The organism is Streptomyces sp. NPDC101234 (genome assembly GCF_044767525.1).
GTDB lineage: Bacteria > Actinomycetota > Actinomycetes > Streptomycetales > Streptomycetaceae > Streptomyces > Streptomyces sasae.
The window spans coordinates 225,573-240,981 of record NZ_JBIWOA010000016.1 but is presented as its reverse complement, the minus strand read 5'-3'; the positions used below and the strand labels follow the sequence as shown (position 1 = coordinate 240,981).

Below are 15,409 nucleotides of genomic sequence, written 5' to 3'. Positions count from 1 at the left end.
CCGGCTTCCAGGTCGACGGCGTCGGTGATGATGCCGGAACCGATCCGCAGCGCGAGGCGGGCGGCGATCTCCTTGCCCTCCGCGGAGGAGGGGACCAGGACGGCGGCCGGGGAGACTTCGGCCACCGCGGCCTGGAGGGCGTCCACCTTCGGGACGACCAGGTACTCGACGTATTCCGACGCCTCGTGGATGAGGACGCGGTTCGCGCCGTGTTCCGCCAGCACGCTCGCGGTGTTCCCGGCGCCCGCGCCCAGCGCGACGGCGACGGGCTCGCCGATGCGGCGGGCCAGGGTCAGCAGCTCCAGGGTGGGCTTGCGGACGGCACCGTCCACGTGATCGACGTAGACGAGGACTTCAGCCATGGGACAGCAACTCCTGTTGGTTCAGACGAACTTCTGGCCTGCGAGGCTGCATCAGATGAATTTGCGCTCCGCGAGAAAGGCGGCGAGCTGCTTGCCGCCCTCGCCCTCGTCCTTGACGATCGTGCCCGCGGTGCGGCTCGGGCGTTGGGCCGCGGAGCCGACGACTGTGTACGCGCCCTCCAGGCCGACCTCCTCCGCCTCGATGTCGAGGTCGGACAGGTCCCAGGACTCCACCGGCTTCTTCTTCGCCGCCATGATGCCCTTGAAGGACGGGTAACGCGCCTCACCCGACTGGTCGGTCACCGAGACCACGGCTGGAAGCCGCGCCTCCAGCTGCTCGCTCGCGGCGTCACCGTCCCGGCGACCGCGCACAACCCCGTTCTCCACGCTCACCTCGGAGAGCAGGGTGACCTGCGGGACACCCAGGCGCTCGGCCAGCAGGGCCGGGACCACACCGGCGGTGCCGTCGGTGGAGGCCATGCCGGAGACCACCAGGTCGAAGCCGGCCTTCTCGATCGCCTTCGCCAGCACCAGCGAGGTGCCGATCGCGTCGGTGCCGTGCAGGTCGTCGTCCTCGACGTGGATCGCCTTGGCCGCACCCATCGACAGCGCCTTGCGCAGCGCGTCCTTGGCGTCCTCGGGACCGACGGTCAGCACGGTGACCTCGACGTCGTCGTCCCCTTCCTGCCGCCGGCCTTCCGAGATCTGCAGCGCCTGTTCGACCGCGTACTCGTCCAGCTCGGAGAGCAGACCGTCCACGTCGTCACGGTCGACGGTCAGGTCATCGGCGAAGTGCCGGTCGCCAGTGGCGTCGGGCACGTACTTCACGCAGACGACGATGTTCATGGCTCAAGTCCTCCTCATGATCCGGGGTCTTGATCGACCGGACGCCGGGTCTCCCGCATGCTAATGAATCGTGTACCGATCGGTCAATGAAACCTGGGAGAGGTTCCGTGATCTTTTCGACCGATCACCCTAATTGAACTTCCGGACCGTGTGATCTGCGCCACACGGTGATGGGGGTGGTGGGCGGGGTCTGCCGTAGGGGTCGGAGTCGGGTCCTTGTACCCCCTCTGCTGCACTCCCTCGCTTCACCACGTGTAATCAGCCAAAACGCGACGGTGAAGGGGAGTTCGGAGGTGAAGGTCCGTCAGAATGTCTACGCGCATAATGTACTGAGCGCCCTAAAGTGCAGTAATGCGGTGTCTGCGCACTCGCTTGACCCTGCTCGGCGGGCTCGGTTTCATGCTTACCTCAACTGCGCGACGGGGCGGCCGCTTCCCCGTCTCCGTATCTGTGCTCCGCTCAACTCCTGGCTGTCGCTGCCGTGTTCCGTCATGCCCGCTTGTCCTGGGACGCCGGCGCACTGCGCGCCTCGCCTCCGGAAAGGAAAGCTCCCGGTGCCCCAGCCACTCGCCCCATACCGCTTCCGTCCCCGCTCCGCCCCGCGTCGGCGGGTGAAGTGAGCAGGCACAGGGGAAAGGCCGTACGCATGAGGCCGCATGCCGGCCGCAATCGCAGCATCCGTGCCTCGTTGATCTCGCTCGCGGTGGTCCCGGCGGTGGCGATGATCCTGCTCTGGTTCAGTGGCTCGGCCGTGCTGTTCAACCAGTGGCGCCAGGCGGGCCATGTCGGGCAGGCGGCGCAGACGACGTACGCGCTGGTACCCGGCGTCGCCGAGTTCCAGAAGGAACGGCAGCTGACGGTCCTGCTGCTGTCGTCCAAAGGGAGCCGCACCGCTCTGGTCGCCCAGCGGGCCCGCACCGACCGTGTCCTCGCCGGTTTCCACAAGGCGGACGCCGCCTCCGCCGGTGACGGATCGGCCGAGTACCAGGCCCAGTTGGAGACCGTACGGAAGCGGCTGGACGCCTTGACCGCGGAGCGGACCACGGTCGACGGCGGGCAAGCCGACCGGCGGCACGTTCTCGACGTCTACTCCGCGACGATCCAGTCGGTACTGAACCTCTTCGGGACGCTGAGCACGGACAACGGCAGCGGAGCCACGGCGGCGGAAGCCGCGCACGCCCTGTCGTTCCTGCGGGCGACCGAGGCGCTCGCGGAGGAGCGTGCCATCCTCGACGGTGCTGCGGCCAGCGGCCGGTTGAGTGTCCAGGAGAGGACAACACTGGCTGCATCGGCGGCGGTTCGCAGCTCCACCCTCACCAACGAGGTCGCTCCCTATCTCCCGGTGAGCATGCGGGACGGGCTGGCGAGGATCATGGGCGGCCGCGACTGGACCGAGCTGGACGCCTTCGAGGCGGCGCTTCCCGCGGCGGCCGAGGGTGGCGGCGTCAGCATCAAGGTGCCCCGTCCCACGGCCGCCCGCGCCGCCGCACCGAGCCGTGTCTTCACCGACGTGCAGGGTGTCGAGAACGAGTACCTGGCCCAGGTCACGCAGAACAACGTGGACAGGAACGACGAACTGCTGAACAGGGTGCTGGGCGGCAGCGCCCTCGCTCTGCTGGCGGTCCTCGTGGTGGCCGTACTGTCCTGGCGCATCACCCGGTCGCTCATCGGCCGCATGGCCGGACTGCGCGAGGCGACCCTCGGCCTGGCCCAGGAACGGCTGCCCGAGCTGATCGGCAGGCTGCGCACTGACAGCAAGCACGCCGGTCCCGACGACGTGCCCGAACTCGACTTCGGAAGCGACGAGTTGGGCAAGGTCGCGGAGGCATTCAACAGCGCCCAGCGGATCGCCGTGAGCGTCGCGCTGGAGCAGGCCGAGCTGCGCGAGGGGGCACGGACGGTGTTCCTCAACATGTCCCGGCGCATCCAGATCCTCGTGCACCGGCAGCTCACGGTCATCGACGCCATGGAACGCAAGGAGCAGGATCCCCAGCTCCTGGCCGACCTCTACCGCGTCGACCACCTGGCCACCCGTATGCGGCGCAACGCGGAGAGCCTGACCGTGCTGTCGGGTTCGGCGCCCCGGCGCCGCTGGAAGCAGGCCGTGTCCCTCGCGGACCTGCTGCGCAGCGCGGTGTCCGAGATCGAGGGCTACACGAGGGTGGTGGTCGAGCCGATGCCGGCGATCGCCGTGGCCGGCCCGGCGGTCGGCGACGCCATCCACCTCATGGCGGAACTGATCGAGAACGGCGTGACGTTCTCGCCCCCGCACACGGAAGTGCGCGTCCGCGCCCTGCCGGTGGCACAGGGATACGCCGTGGAGGTGGAGGACCGCGGCCTGGGGCTGTCGCAGGAGGAGTACGAGGCCGCCAACGTACTGTTGCACCAGCCCCGGGACTTCAGCATCACCGCGCTGGGCGAGGACCCGCGCCTGGGCCTGTTCACCGTCGGCCATCTCGCCCGGCGGCACGGCATCAAGGCCAGCCTGCAGCCGTCGTCGTACGGGGGATCGCTGGCCGTCGTCATCCTTCCGCACGACCTGACCGAGCCGTTCGCCGACCTCCCGCCCATGACCCTGGACCCGCGGGCGGAGCGCCATCTGGCCTCGGTCGACACCACGGCACCGGAGGAGCCGACGGTCGCCGGCATGCCTCGGCGCACCCGCACAGCGGCCCCGGCGCCGACCCCGGCCGCGCCCGACACCGCACCGGCCCGCCCCGCGGCACCCAGGCGCGGCCCCGGCCAGGGAGCGGCCCCCGGCAGCGCTGCCGTGCCCGGTCCCCGCACCGCCGGCCCGAGCGGTCTCCCCACCGTCGAACCGCGTGGCCCCCGCACCGCCGGCCCCAGTCGCCTCCCGCGCCGGGTGCGGTTGGCCAACCTCGCCCCGCAGCTACGGGAACGGCACGAGGAAGAACCTGACCACGGCCCGGGCCGTGCGGCCGAGGAACGTCGCCCGGAACAGGCCCGCTCGATGCTCGCCGCGCTCCGGGACGGCACCCGGAGGGCCCGCGCCCAGGACGAAGTGCCCGCACCGGAGTGGCCCCTGCCCCCGTCCCACCAGCGTCCGTCGCCCACCCGTACCCGTACCAGCCCGACAAGGAACACCACCCCATGACACGAACCAACACCGCGCGCGAAGGTCTGTCCTGGCTTCTCGACAATCTGATCGACCGCATCCCGGAGACCCGGCACGCGATCGTGCTGTCGGAGGACGGTCTGCTGGTCGGTTCCTCGCTCGGACTGGCCAGGGCCGACGCCGAGCAGCTCGCGGCCATCGCGTCCGGGGTGCACTCCCTGGCCCAGGGCACCAGCCGTCACTTCGGCGGCGGGCGGGTCCAGCAGACGGTCATCGAGATGGACGACCTGTTCCTCTTCGTCACCACGGCCGGCGGCGGCGCCCGGCTCGCGGTGCTCGCCACCTCGGCGGTGGACGTGGGCAACGTCGGCTACGAGATGACGATGCTGGTACGGCAGGTGGGCCAGTTCCTCAGCGCCGCCCCGCGCTTTCCCGAATACACCGGCGCCCCACATACGGGTGAGCATGAATGAGACATTGGTCAGAGGAAGACCCATGGGCGGACGACGACCCCGGCCGCCTCATCCGCCCGTACACCGTGACCGGGGGCCGTACCCGTTCGGCCTGCGCCGGCATCGACCTGATCGCGTTGATCAGCACCGTCCGGCCGCCGACCCGGGCCCAGCGGCTCCAGCCCGAACAGCACCGGCTGCTCGCGCTGTGCCGCAGGCCGACGGCCCTGGTGGAGGTCGCGGCCTGCCTCGACCTGCCCGTCTCGGTCGTACGCATTCTGCTCGGCGACCTTCTCGACACCGAACTCGTCTCCGTTTCCGCACCCTCGGCGGCCGGTACCCCCGACGCCCGCTTCCTTCAGGCAGTGATCGATGGCATTCGAAGACTCTGACCTCACCGCGGTCTCGCCCGACGCGGCGACGGCCAAGATCCTCATCGCCGGCGGCTTCGGCGTCGGGAAGACCACGCTCGTCGGCACCATCAGCGAGACGGAGCCGCTGCGCACCGAGGAACTCATCACCGAGGTCAGCGTCGGCGTCGACGACCTGGCCGGTGTGGAGCGGAAGACCACCACGACCGTCGCCATGGACTTCGGCCGGATCACCCTGAGTCCGGCCCTCGTCGTCTACCTCTTCGGGGCACCCGGACAGGACCGCTTCTGGTTCATGTGGGACGACCTGTCCCGCGGCGCGCTCGGAGCCGTCGTACTGGCCGACACCCGTCGGCTGGACAGCTGCTTTCCCTCCGTCGACTTCTTCGAGCACCGCGGCATCCCCTTCGCTGTGGGCGTCAACTGTTTCGACGGCTACTGCGACGAGGACCCCGAGGACATCCGCGCGGCGCTGGACCTGCCGCCCGAGGTGCCGCTCGTGCTCTGCGACGCCCGGGACCGGGAGTCGGTGAAACGGGTGCTGCTCGCGCTGCTCGAACATGTGATGCGCGGGCTGGCGGCCGAGGCCTCGGCGGACCGGCAGCCGGTGTAGTCCGCCGTACGCCGGGCCGACCGGGGCCGGCCGCCGTCGCGGCATCAGCTCCGGTCGGCGGCCACGGCGTGCACGGCGTCGCCGATCGCTCCGAACGGGGCGACGGGCTGCGGGCCGAAGAACATCCGGTTGTGCAGGACGGCCACGGAGAGCCCGAGTGCGGGTTCCGCCCAGGCGATCGTGCCACCGGCGCCCGTGTGGGAGAGCACTCCTTCGGCCAGGGCCCCACCAGGACTCGTGTCGCTCACGCCGGGGGCGAAGTGCCACAGCCCGCCGTGTCCGACCGGCATGACGAAGCCGTACATCCGGTCGGCGTCGGCCGGCCGGGGTGTACGGCACCGGCGCAGCGTGTCGGCCGTGAAGAAGGCCTCGCCGCCGTCGCGTCCGGACGCCGCGTAGGCCGCGAACAGCCGGGCCGTCGCCCGTGCGGTGGCGATGCCGCCGGCCGACGGCAGTCCCGCTCGCTGCACCTGGGGCAGATTGAACATCGAGGGGGCGAAGGGGAGATGTCCGGGAGACGCCGCCTGCAGCAGCGGGTCGTCCGAGGAGGGCGCGCTGTCACCGACGAGCGTGGCGACCCGCGGCCGCTGGTCGTCGGGCAGCCCGAGGAAGAAGTCGTCCATGCCGAGCGGGAGCAGCACCTCCTCGCGGACGATGTCCGGGAACGGCCGCCGCTGCGGATCGACACGCCGCACGGCCTCCCCGAGCACCCAGCCGAAGGCGAAGGGACTGTAGGCGTTCTGGGTGCCGGGTTCGGCCACCGGTGTCTGACCGGCGACCCTGGCGGTCATCGTGTCCCAGTCGCACAGCTCCGCAAGGGTCGTGTCCGCCCCGATCGTGGGCGCCCCCGACCGGTGGCTGAGGACATGGTCGAAGGTGATGCCGTCCTTGCCGTGGGCCGCGTACCCGGGCCAGACCTCCGCCACCGGACGGTCGAGGTCCAGCAGTCCGCGCTGTGCGTAGAGGTGCACCGTGGACGCGGCGACGGCCTTGGTCACCGAGAAGACGGGGAATAGGGTGTCGCCGTCGACCTCCCGGCCGTTCCCGGTCTCGCCGGCCCAGGCGTCGACGATCAGCTCACCGTCCAGACAGGCGGCGATCTGCACGCCCGTCTCACCGGCGTCCAGGGCCTGTTCCAGCGCCTTGGCGATCCTGGGATCGGAGTTCGTCGCCAGTCGTTCGCTCACAACTGCCCCTTGCGATCGTGTGGTTCCGGACGACCGGAACCCCGCTGACCCCCGACCATCAGTAGCTGTATGAGTGTATATAGTTGACTGAATTGACGCTATGGTCCGTGAGTCGCGAAAGCAAGGGAGGGCCGACATGACCGGGCGAGTCGAGGGCAAGGTCGCGTTCATCACAGGCGCCGCGCGAGGCCAGGGCCGCAGTCACGCGGTGCGGCTGGCGGAGGAGGGCGCCGACATCATCGCCGTCGACCTCTGCGCGGACATCGGTACCGCCCACTACCCGCTGGCCACCGAGGCCGACCTGGCCGAGACCGTCCGTCTCGTCGAGAAGCTCGGCCGCAGGATCGTGGCCCGCCGCGCGGACGTCCGGGAGCGCTCGCAGCTGGCCGCCGCCGTGGCCGCCGGAGTCTCCGAACTCGGCCGTCCGGACATCGTGGTGGCGAACGCCGGCATCGCCCCGGTCGGCCTGGACGTGCCCGCGGAAGGCTTCCTGGACGCGGTCAGCGTGAACCTGGTCGGGGTCATCAACACCGTCGAGGCCGCCTATCCCCACCTCGGCGCGGGGGCCTCCGTCATCTGCATCGGATCGTCCGCGGGCCTGATGGTGGGCAGCGTCGACAGCCCCGTGACCGGCCCCGGCGGCTCAGGCTACTCCCACGCCAAGCGCGCGGTGGCCCGCTTCGTGCACGACCTGGCGATCCAGCTGGGCCCGGGATTCATCCGGGTCAACGCCGTGCACCCGACCAACTGCGACACGGACATGCTCCACAGCCGGCCCATGTACCGGATCTTCCGCCCCGACCTGGAGGACCCGACCCGCGAGGACGCCGTGGAGTCCTTCCGCAGTACCCAGGCCATGCCGATCCCGTACGTCGACACCTCGGACATCAGCAACGCCGTGCTGTTCCTGGCCTCGGACGAGTCCCGCTATGTGACGGGGCTCCAGATGAAGGTCGACGCCGGCGCGATCCTGCGAAGGAGCACCTCGGGAGCGCCTGCCTGAACAGGGCGCAGCCCACTCGCCCGGCGCGGAAAAGGACCCGGCGGCGAGCCTTCGCGGCTCGCCGCCGGGACTGCGCCTACTCGACCAGCTCCCAGTCCTGCGAACCGTCCGTCGCCGCCGTCTGCAAGGTCAGCGGCGCTCCGCCGGACGCACCGGTCAGATACAGGCTCGTGTTCTTGACCGACTGCAACCTGTAGAAACCGTCCGCGGTCTTGACCAGGTTCCAGCTGCCGGTGGTGCTGTTGTCGACCCACTGGCCGATCCGCTGCCCGGCCGTCGCGTTCCCGGTCCAGATCGCCGCCGCCCGGCCGCCCGACTTGTTGAGCAGGGTCACCCCGCCGTTCGGCTCGGTCACCACATGCCAGTACTCGGTGTCCGTGTCGGCCACCGAACCGGGCTCCTCCAGCCGGACATCGGGCACGTCGCCGTTGCCGATGTTCGCGTCGTTGTTCCTGCCCCCGGTGCCGATCACCTGGTCGGTCCTGCGGTTCACCAACTGGTAGTAGGCGCCGTCGGAGTGCCCGAGGTCGACCTCGGCGAAGGCGAGCGTCGAGGTGCCCTGGTTGTTGAGGATCGCGATACGGCCGGTGCCGTCGACGTACTGGAGATCGCGGCTGTAGCCGGCCTGCGACGTCGTCTGGTACTCCTTCCACACCCCGTCGCTGCGCCCGCTCGTGTTGACCCACACGTTCCCGCTGCCCGCGGCGTCGTAGACCAGCCGCCCGCCGGGCAGCCTGACGAGAACCGGGCTGCCGCCGGTCGCGAGAGGCCGGGAACCGGCGTCGACCGGCAGGGAGGCGACGCTGTCGCCGGTGGGGGAGCCGGAGAAGAACTCCAGCGGGTTGTCGGCGACCCGGTACCGGGTGTTGGCCCCGCCGCCCCAGTACTCGTACGTGATCATCCATTTGCCGTCCGTCGTGCGGACGACGTTCGCCATGCCCGGCCGTCCACCCCCGATCTCCGACTTCCCGCCGCCCATGTCCTGGGTCAGTCCGGCGATGTCGACGACCGGACCGCTCCACCCGGCGCTGCGTCCGTCCCAGGTCCGGTGGACGAGGACCTGCCCGTGGGAGTCCGTGGCAGTGTCGTTCGCAGGGTCCAGGACGGGTGCGCCGGTGGCGGGGTCGAAGCCGGTGTAGTCGTTCTCGTCGGAGTAGTAGCAGACGAGCCGGCCCTTGTAGACCATGAGATACGGCTCCCAGAGGGGGTCCACCTGCCGGTACGTGTTCGCGGCGGCCACGTTCTGGCCGATCGCGCCCGCGCTGCCGCCCTGCCGGCCGCCTGTCGCGACGACGTTCACCACCTTCCAGGTGGTGCCGTCGTCGGTGCTGGCGTACAGGGCGATGGCCAGGTCCTCGCGGTCCCCGTCGTTGGACGGTGTCCAGTTCGGGTCGGCGGCCTTGTGCTCCTTGTAGTAGGCGTCGTCGCCCGATACGGCGCTCGCCAGCAGCAGGGTGCCCTGCTTCAGGTTCCCGACGTCCTGCGGAAGCGTGTAGAGGTATGGATTCGTCCAGTTGCTGGTGTACTTGGCGTACCGGGGATCGCTGGACAGGTACGCCGGGGCCTTGACCTCCGACAGCGGCTGCCACGTCGTTCCGTGGTCGTCGCTCTTGTAGACCGGGAGGGTCTGCCCGTCGGCGCTGCCCGACGCGGGTACGACCGTGGACTTCTCGAACGAAGCGACCAGCCGCCCGCTCGGCAACTGCGCCGACTTCGGGTAGATCGCGCAGTTGCCCCGCCCCTTCAGACAGGGGTCGCTGCCGAGTCGGTACAGGATCCCGCCCGTCGGGTTGTACGCCCGCGCACTGGCCAGGGGGATCATCAGCAGCGCGGACGCCGCGGCGAAGGTCCCCAGTGCTCTTGCGGCTCTTCTTCTCTGCATGGCCTCTCCCGGTCGATGGGTCGATGGGGCGATCAGTCGCTGTCGACGGTGACGAGAACGCGTACGTCCCACGGGCCGAGGTCCAGTGACGCGCCCACGGCGAGGGACGTGCCGTCGAGGACGTCGGTGAGGTGCGCCGGGACGGGCACGCTCGCGGGCTCCCAGCTCCAGTTGTGGACGATGTGCACACGGCGCCCGTCGGGTGAGGTGCCGGTGGTCGCGGTGACCGGGACCGGGAGGTCCCGCCAGCCGTGGGCGGGGGACGGGGCCAGCCAGGCGGCCAGCGCCCGGGCCAGGTCCCGGCCGGGGACCGTACCGACACAGGTGACCCGGCCCGAGCCGTGGCGGCGGGTGGTGACCGCGGGCCAGCGGCCGAAGTGCGGGTGGTCGTATGTCACGAGAACCTCGGCGTCGTTGACGCCGAGACCGTCTGCCCAGTGCGTCGCCGTGGCGTCCTCGGGAAGGTCGAGTGTGCCGGACCGCACCGGCACCTCCCGCACCAGATTGCTGAATTCGTCGTACGACACTCCGGCCGCGTCCGTGAGCCGGCCGGGGGCCGGTTCGGTGCGGGCCCTGGCCTCCTGGTCGGCGTAGCCGGTGCGCGGACCGAGGACCAGATGGCCACCGGCATGGGCGTAGGAAGCGAGCCAGTCGAGGGTCGTGTCGGCGGCGAGGTACAGCGCCGGTACGACAAGGACCGGGTGCCGGCGGACCGCCTCCTCCGGTGCCAGGCCCTCCCGTTCCCCGGTGGGATCGTGCAGTTGGCGGGCGTGGACGATGCGTACCTGACGGCCGGCGTCGAAGGCGCCCCGGTAGAAGGGGTCGAAGATGCGGTGGTAGGCGGCCGGGTCCGGTTCGCCGTCGGGCTTGGCCAGCGGCGGGTACTTCTGCATCAGCCACTTGCTCGGTGTCGAGTACACCATCGTGACGTCCGCGTCCGGTTCGAGACCGGCGACGAGCGCGCCCGCGGTCTCGAACTCCCCTCCCAGGCGGGCGAGTTCGGCGTAGGCGCGGCCGGGCCGCCCGGTGTGGGGCAGGATGCCGCCCCAGTAGGTCTCCGCGCCGAAGTGCAGCGTCTGCCAGTGCCAGTACTCGATCATGCGGGCCCCGCGCCCGACCAGCGCCCAGGCGGCCTGGCGCCACTGGCCGTCGTAGGCGGGCCGGTTGTCCCAGGGGAAGCCGATCGAGCCCGCGTTGGTCTCCGTGACCAGGAACGGTGCCTGCCGAGAGGAGTACATCCAGTCGGCGGTCCGGTGGAGCGCCCACAGGCCGGTGGTCTTCCACTGCTGCTCGTGGGCTTCGGGCGTGGGGTCGGGCAGCAGGAGCCCGTCCTGCATGTCGTAGTACGGGTTGCCCGCGGCGATGTCGAGGCGGTCGGTGAGCTCGTCGTCCTCGACCGCCGGGCGGGTGTAGGAGATGCAGGTGGTGACGAACTGCTCGGGGCGGGCGTACTCGCGGACGATGTCCGCCTGCCAGCCGATGAACTCGGTGACCTGGCGGGCCTGGAACTCCCGCCAGGCGACGTCGTACTGGGGCTGCGCGTTGCCGTCCGGGGTCCACAGGTCGGCCCACGTGGACAACCGGTGCGACCAGTACACCAGACCCCACTCGCGGTTCAGGGTCTCGACGTCCCCGTACTTCTCCCGGAGATGGTCGACGAACCGCTCGAACACGCCCTTGTTGTGCAGGAGTTCGTTGCCCGGCTCGTTGTCGACCTGGAAGCCGACGACCGCCGGGTGGTCGGCGTAGCGGGCGACGACGCGGCGGACGACCCGTTCGGCGTGGAACCGGAAGGCCGGGTGTGTGAAGTCCACCTCCTGCCGGGCGCCCCAGCCGATCCGCTCACCGGTGCGCCGCTCGCCCGTGATCTCCGGGTACTGGCGGGCCAGCCAGGGCGGGACGGCGTACGTCGGGGTGCCCAGAACGACGGAGATCCCGCGTTCGTGGGCACCGTCCAGCACCGGCTGCAGCCAGTCCAGGTCGAACCGCCCGTTCTCCGGCTCCCAGGTCGACCAGACCGACTCGCCGACCCGGATCACGGTGACATGCGCGTCGGCCATCAGGTCGAGGTCGGTCTTGAGGCGTTCGGCGGGACGGTCGGTGCCATAGGGGGGCCGGTACTCGTGGTAGTACGCGGCACCGAACAGGACACGGGCAGGCAGAGCCGCCATGAAAGTGACCTCCGAGAGAAAGTGGGGGAGTTACTGCTTGACGCCGCCGGCCGCCAGCCCGCTCTGCCAGTACCGCTGGAGCAGCAGGAAGGCCGCGACCAGCGGGGCGATCGAGATCAGCGAGCCGGTCACGACCAGGGCGAGCATGTCGCTGCTCGCCCCGGCCCCGCCGTTCTGGGCCTGGTCGGCCCACCTGGCGAGGCCGACCGTGATCGGGTACAGGTTCGGGTCGTTGAGCATGATCAGCGGCAGGAAGTAGTTGTTCCAGGTCGCCACGAGGGTGAACAGCAGGACCGTCACCAGACCGGGGCCCAGCAGCCTGAGGGCGATCCGGAAGAAGATCCGGGCCTCCCCGGCTCCGTCGATGCGCGCGGCCTCCAGGAGGCTGTCCGGGACGGCGTCCGCCGCGTAGATGCGCATCAGATAGAGGCCGAACGGGTTGACCAGGGACGGCAGGATGACCGCCCACGGGGTGTTGACCAGGCCCGCCTTGGCGAAGAGCAGATAGGTCGGGATCGCCAGCGCGGTGGTCGGGATCATGACCGCGCCGAGGACCAGGTTGAAGGCGAGCCGGTCACCGCGGAAACGGAACTTGGCGAAGCCGTAGCCGCCCGCGGTGGCGAGCAGCGCGGCGCCGACCGCGCTGACGCCGGCGTACAGGACCGTGTTGAGGAGCCAGTGCACGAAGACGCCGTCGTCCTGGGTGAAGGTCGCCTTGACGTTCGCCAGGAGCTGGGGAGCGTGGGAGAACCACAGGCCGAAGGTGTTGAACAGGTCCTGGGTGCTCTTGGTCGAGGCGATGAGCAGCCAGCACAGCGGGAGCAGGAAGTAGGCGAGGGCCGCCAGCATGGCGATCGTCAACGGGGTGCTGCGGCGGGCGCGGGGCCTTCGTGTGCGGGCGGGGCGGGCCTGTTCCGGGGGTGCCGGTACGGCCGTGGCCGTCGGGGTGGTGGTCGTCATGCGGTCCTCCTGCCGCTGCGGTTCGCGGTGAGCAGGACGGCGTAGGAGGCGATCACGATGACGAGACCGATGAGGAAGGACACCGTCGCCGCGTAGTTGACCTGCTGGCCGGTGAACGCGAGGGAGTAGGCGTACAGGTTGGCGGTGTAGGAGCTGCTGATGACGTCCGGGGCGATCTTCATCAGCAGGTTGGGTTCGTTGAACAGCTGGAAGCTGCCGATCACGGAGAAGAGCAGCGTGAGCAGGAGCGCCGGCCGCAGCGCGGGCAGTTTCACCGACCAGGCGACACGCCAGGCGCCGGCGCCGTCCACCGCCGCGGCCTCGTACAGCTCCTGTGGGATCGTGCGCAGGGCCGCGTACAGGATGATCATGTTGTAGCCCACGAACTCCCAGGTCACGATGTTCGCCAGGCTGCCGAGCATCCAGCCGTCGCTGAGGAAGTGCGGGGCCGGCAGGTCCAGTTTCCGGCTCAGCTGGGCGAACGGGCCGAAGTCCGGCCCGTAGAGATAGCCCCACATCAGCGCGGCGACCACGCTGGGCACGGCGTACGGCACGAAGATGCCCAGCCGGATCACCCGCGCCAGCCGCAGCAGACCGCTGTCCAGCGCGAGCGCGAACAGCAGCGAGAGCAGCAGCATCACCGGCACCTGGATCACGAAGAACAGCGTCACCCGGCCTACTCCGTGCAGGAGTTGGGGATCGCCCAGGGCCTGTGTGTAGTTGTCGAGGCCGACGAACACCGTCCCGCCGATCAGACGGCTCTGGAACAGGCTGAGATAGGCGGCGTAGCCGAGCGGGGCGAGGAAGAGCAGCAGGAACAGCGTCAGGAACGGGGCGACGAACAGCGGCCCGGCCGCCCGCTGACGGCGGGTGCCGGCCATCTCAACTCCCCTTGACCGTGAAGCCCTGGCTCTTGGCGTACGTCGTCAGCCGCGACTGCCAACTGCCCAGAGCGCGCACGGTGTCGGTGTGGTCCGCGAGGGACTTGCCGACCGTCTCGGTCCAGTCGGTCGCCGCCTGGTCGAGGAACGGGGGCCACTGGAAAGAGGAGTTGACCGTGGAGCTGATGTCGGCGAAGACCTGGTTGACCTTCTGGCCGCCGTAGAACGACGGGGCGTCTCCGGTGAACGACGCGTCCGTGAGCAGGGCTTTGGTGGCGGGGAAGAAGAACTGCTCGGTGGCGAACATCCTCGCGCTGTCCGGGTCGCTGTTGAGGAACTGTGCGAACACCGCCGCGGCGATGGGGTTCTTGGTGGAGCGGACGACCGCGGTGGTGGAGCCGCCCCAGTTGCCCGAGCTGGGCTTGGCGGCGTCCCACTGCGGCAGCGGGGCCGCCCGCCACTTGCCCGCCGTGGCCTTGGCCGAGCCGGACAGGAACACCGGGCCCCAGGCGGCGGTGATCCAGGTGGCGTACCTGCCCTTGTTGAGGGCCGCGTACCAGGAGTCGGTGAAGTCCGGCTCGACGCCGATGACCCCTTCCTTCGCGAGCCCGCCCCAGTAGGCGCCGAGCTTCTGCGAGACGGTGTCGTCGACGCTGATGGTGATGTCGCTCCTGCCGGAGGTGACATAGGGCTTGGCGCCCGCCTGCCAGAGCAGTCCGTGCCAGGCGGCGACCTGGTTGGCGGCGAGGTTCGTGAGATAGACGTCCGGGTCGGCCTTGTGGAGCTTGCGCGCGGCGGCCGCGAACTCGTCCCAGGTGCCCGGGACTTCGATGCCGTGCTTCTCGAAGATGTCGTGCCGGTACAGCATGCCCATCGGGCCGGTGTCCTGCGGTATCGCCCAGATCTCACCGCCGCTGCCGCTGATCTGCCCCCAGGTCCAGTCGACGAACGTGGACTTGAGCGCCGAGGCGCCGTACGGCCGCAGATCCAGCAGGCTGTTGGTGATGGTGAAGGTCGGGATGGCCTGGTACTCGATCTGGACCATGTCCGGTGCCCCGCTGCCGGCCTTCAGCGCCGTACGCAGCTTGGTGTACTGGGGCGTGCCCTGACCGGCGTTGACGATCTTGACCTTGACGGCCGGGTACTTCTTCTCGAAGAGCGCGACCTCCTTGGCGATGTTAGGGACCCAGGTCCAGAACGTCAGCTCGGTCGGGGTCTTCATGGCCTTGTCGATGTCGGCCTGGCTGACCGGCTTGGCCGAGGCGGAGGAGCCGCCGGAGTCACCGCCGCCGCAGGCGGTGAGGGCGGCGCCGAGGGACAGGGCGCCGGAGGTGGCGAGGAAGAGCCGACGGCTCATGGGGGAAGGGCTGGACGCGGACGTGATTCTGGGCATGGTGAACTCCCGCCGATGGCGAAGTTGGCGGCACGCCTGGCTAGGGCGTGCGGTGCTGAGGAGGGGGAGAAGCGAGTGCAGGCGCACAGGCCCGACTCGGGCCCACTGGGATCAGGGGCGGCTCTGGGGCGCCGGTGCGATGGAGGCGCGCGCAGGGAAGGGTGCGGGTGCGCGATCAGTCCCGCGGCGGTACGGCATGGGTACGGCGGCTG

12 protein-coding genes and 1 pseudogene are annotated in these 15,409 nt (G+C 70.1%); 5 read left to right on the top strand and 8 right to left on the bottom strand.

The window, feature by feature from the left end:
- Both ACIRR9_RS28730 and ACIRR9_RS28725 read right to left on the bottom strand, forming a co-directional pair.
- Positions 1-362 (bottom strand): annotated as a pseudogene (locus ACIRR9_RS28730) (electron transfer flavoprotein subunit alpha/FixB family protein); the annotation flags it as partial.
- A gap of 51 nt (positions 363-413) precedes the next feature.
- On the bottom strand, positions 414-1,208 hold the full coding sequence (locus tag ACIRR9_RS28725) for an electron transfer flavoprotein subunit beta/FixA family protein (protein ID WP_403757471.1): 795 nt from the start codon (positions 1,206-1,208) through the stop codon (positions 414-416).
- A 646-nt stretch (positions 1,209-1,854) separates the two neighbouring features.
- On the opposite strand from ACIRR9_RS28725, the gene ACIRR9_RS28720 reads away from it, so the two are divergent.
- From ACIRR9_RS28720 to ACIRR9_RS28705, 4 genes are read left to right on the top strand one after another with little or no spacing between them, the layout of a single operon-like run.
- A complete protein-coding gene (locus tag ACIRR9_RS28720; protein WP_403757468.1) occupies positions 1,855-4,323 on the top strand; it encodes a nitrate- and nitrite sensing domain-containing protein in 2,469 nt (822 codons plus the stop codon).
- Positions 4,320-4,757, top strand: a complete 438-nt coding sequence (locus ACIRR9_RS28715; protein ID WP_403757465.1) for a roadblock/LC7 domain-containing protein — start codon at positions 4,320-4,322, stop codon at positions 4,755-4,757. Before ACIRR9_RS28720 ends, ACIRR9_RS28715 begins: the two co-directional genes overlap by 4 nt.
- Positions 4,754-5,128 carry a DUF742 domain-containing protein gene (locus ACIRR9_RS28710; protein WP_403757462.1) on the top strand — a complete coding sequence of 125 codons (375 nt, stop codon included), beginning with the start codon at positions 4,754-4,756 and terminating at the stop codon, positions 5,126-5,128. The genes ACIRR9_RS28715 and ACIRR9_RS28710 overlap by 4 nt, the downstream gene beginning before the upstream one ends.
- Positions 5,109-5,720 carry a GTP-binding protein gene (locus ACIRR9_RS28705; protein ID WP_403757459.1) on the top strand — a complete coding sequence of 204 codons (612 nt, stop codon included), beginning with the start codon at positions 5,109-5,111 and terminating at the stop codon, positions 5,718-5,720. Before ACIRR9_RS28710 ends, ACIRR9_RS28705 begins: the two co-directional genes overlap by 20 nt.
- Positions 5,721-5,764: 44 nt before the next feature.
- Here the strand turns inward: ACIRR9_RS28705 and ACIRR9_RS28700 are convergent, their stop codons facing one another.
- The gene (locus ACIRR9_RS28700; RefSeq protein ID WP_403757456.1) at positions 5,765-6,907 is read right to left on the bottom strand and encodes a serine hydrolase domain-containing protein; all 1,143 of its coding nucleotides are present in this window, start codon (positions 6,905-6,907) and stop codon (positions 5,765-5,767) included.
- A gap of 136 nt (positions 6,908-7,043) precedes the next feature.
- Here ACIRR9_RS28700 and ACIRR9_RS28695 point away from each other — a divergent pair, with 136 nt between their 5' ends.
- Positions 7,044-7,910, top strand: coding sequence for a mycofactocin-coupled SDR family oxidoreductase (locus tag ACIRR9_RS28695; RefSeq protein WP_403757453.1), 867 nt, complete (start codon positions 7,044-7,046; stop codon positions 7,908-7,910).
- A gap of 76 nt (positions 7,911-7,986) precedes the next feature.
- On the opposite strand, the gene ACIRR9_RS28690 is transcribed toward ACIRR9_RS28695, so the two are convergent.
- Genes ACIRR9_RS28690 through ACIRR9_RS28670 form a run of 5 tightly spaced genes read right to left on the bottom strand, consistent with a single transcriptional unit; the run spans position 7,987 to position 15,197 of the window.
- Positions 7,987-9,792 carry an RICIN domain-containing protein gene (locus tag ACIRR9_RS28690; protein ID WP_403757450.1) on the bottom strand — a complete coding sequence of 602 codons (1,806 nt, stop codon included), beginning with the start codon at positions 9,790-9,792 and terminating at the stop codon, positions 7,987-7,989.
- Between the two features lie 32 nt (positions 9,793-9,824).
- Positions 9,825-11,963, bottom strand: a complete 2,139-nt coding sequence (locus tag ACIRR9_RS28685) for a beta-galactosidase (RefSeq protein ID WP_403757447.1) — start codon at positions 11,961-11,963, stop codon at positions 9,825-9,827.
- 30 nt (positions 11,964-11,993) lie between these two features.
- Positions 11,994-12,923, bottom strand: coding sequence for a carbohydrate ABC transporter permease (locus ACIRR9_RS28680; RefSeq protein WP_403757444.1), 930 nt, complete (start codon positions 12,921-12,923; stop codon positions 11,994-11,996).
- Complete coding sequence (locus ACIRR9_RS28675) at positions 12,920-13,804, bottom strand: carbohydrate ABC transporter permease (protein ID WP_403757442.1); 885 nt, start codon at positions 13,802-13,804, stop codon at positions 12,920-12,922. Before ACIRR9_RS28675 ends, ACIRR9_RS28680 begins: the two co-directional genes overlap by 4 nt.
- Before the next feature lies 1 nt (position 13,805).
- Positions 13,806-15,197, bottom strand: coding sequence for an ABC transporter substrate-binding protein (locus tag ACIRR9_RS28670; RefSeq protein ID WP_403757439.1), 1,392 nt, complete (start codon positions 15,195-15,197; stop codon positions 13,806-13,808).
- Positions 15,198-15,409: the final 212 nt, after the last annotated feature.

Bases quoted from the DNA above. Each gene is read 5' to 3' on its own strand.
- ACIRR9_RS28725 (WP_403757471.1), bottom strand. From the start codon at position 1,208: ATGAACATCGTCGTCTGCGTGAAGTACGTGCCCGACGCCACTGGCGAC.
- ACIRR9_RS28720 (WP_403757468.1), top strand. From the start codon at position 1,855: ATGAGGCCGCATGCCGGCCGCAATCGCAGCATCCGTGCCTCGTTGATC.
- ACIRR9_RS28715 (WP_403757465.1), top strand. From the start codon at position 4,320: ATGACACGAACCAACACCGCGCGCGAAGGTCTGTCCTGGCTTCTCGAC.
- ACIRR9_RS28710 (WP_403757462.1), top strand. From the start codon at position 4,754: ATGAGACATTGGTCAGAGGAAGACCCATGGGCGGACGACGACCCCGGC.
- ACIRR9_RS28705 (WP_403757459.1), top strand. From the start codon at position 5,109: ATGGCATTCGAAGACTCTGACCTCACCGCGGTCTCGCCCGACGCGGCG.
- ACIRR9_RS28695 (WP_403757453.1), top strand. From the start codon at position 7,044: ATGACCGGGCGAGTCGAGGGCAAGGTCGCGTTCATCACAGGCGCCGCG.
- ACIRR9_RS28690 (WP_403757450.1), bottom strand. From the start codon at position 9,792: ATGCAGAGAAGAAGAGCCGCAAGAGCACTGGGGACCTTCGCCGCGGCG.
- ACIRR9_RS28685 (WP_403757447.1), bottom strand. From the start codon at position 11,963: ATGGCGGCTCTGCCTGCCCGTGTCCTGTTCGGTGCCGCGTACTACCAC.
- ACIRR9_RS28680 (WP_403757444.1), bottom strand. From the start codon at position 12,923: ATGACGACCACCACCCCGACGGCCACGGCCGTACCGGCACCCCCGGAA.
- ACIRR9_RS28675 (WP_403757442.1), bottom strand. From the start codon at position 13,804: ATGGCCGGCACCCGCCGTCAGCGGGCGGCCGGGCCGCTGTTCGTCGCC.
- ACIRR9_RS28670 (WP_403757439.1), bottom strand. From the start codon at position 15,197: ATGCCCAGAATCACGTCCGCGTCCAGCCCTTCCCCCATGAGCCGTCGG.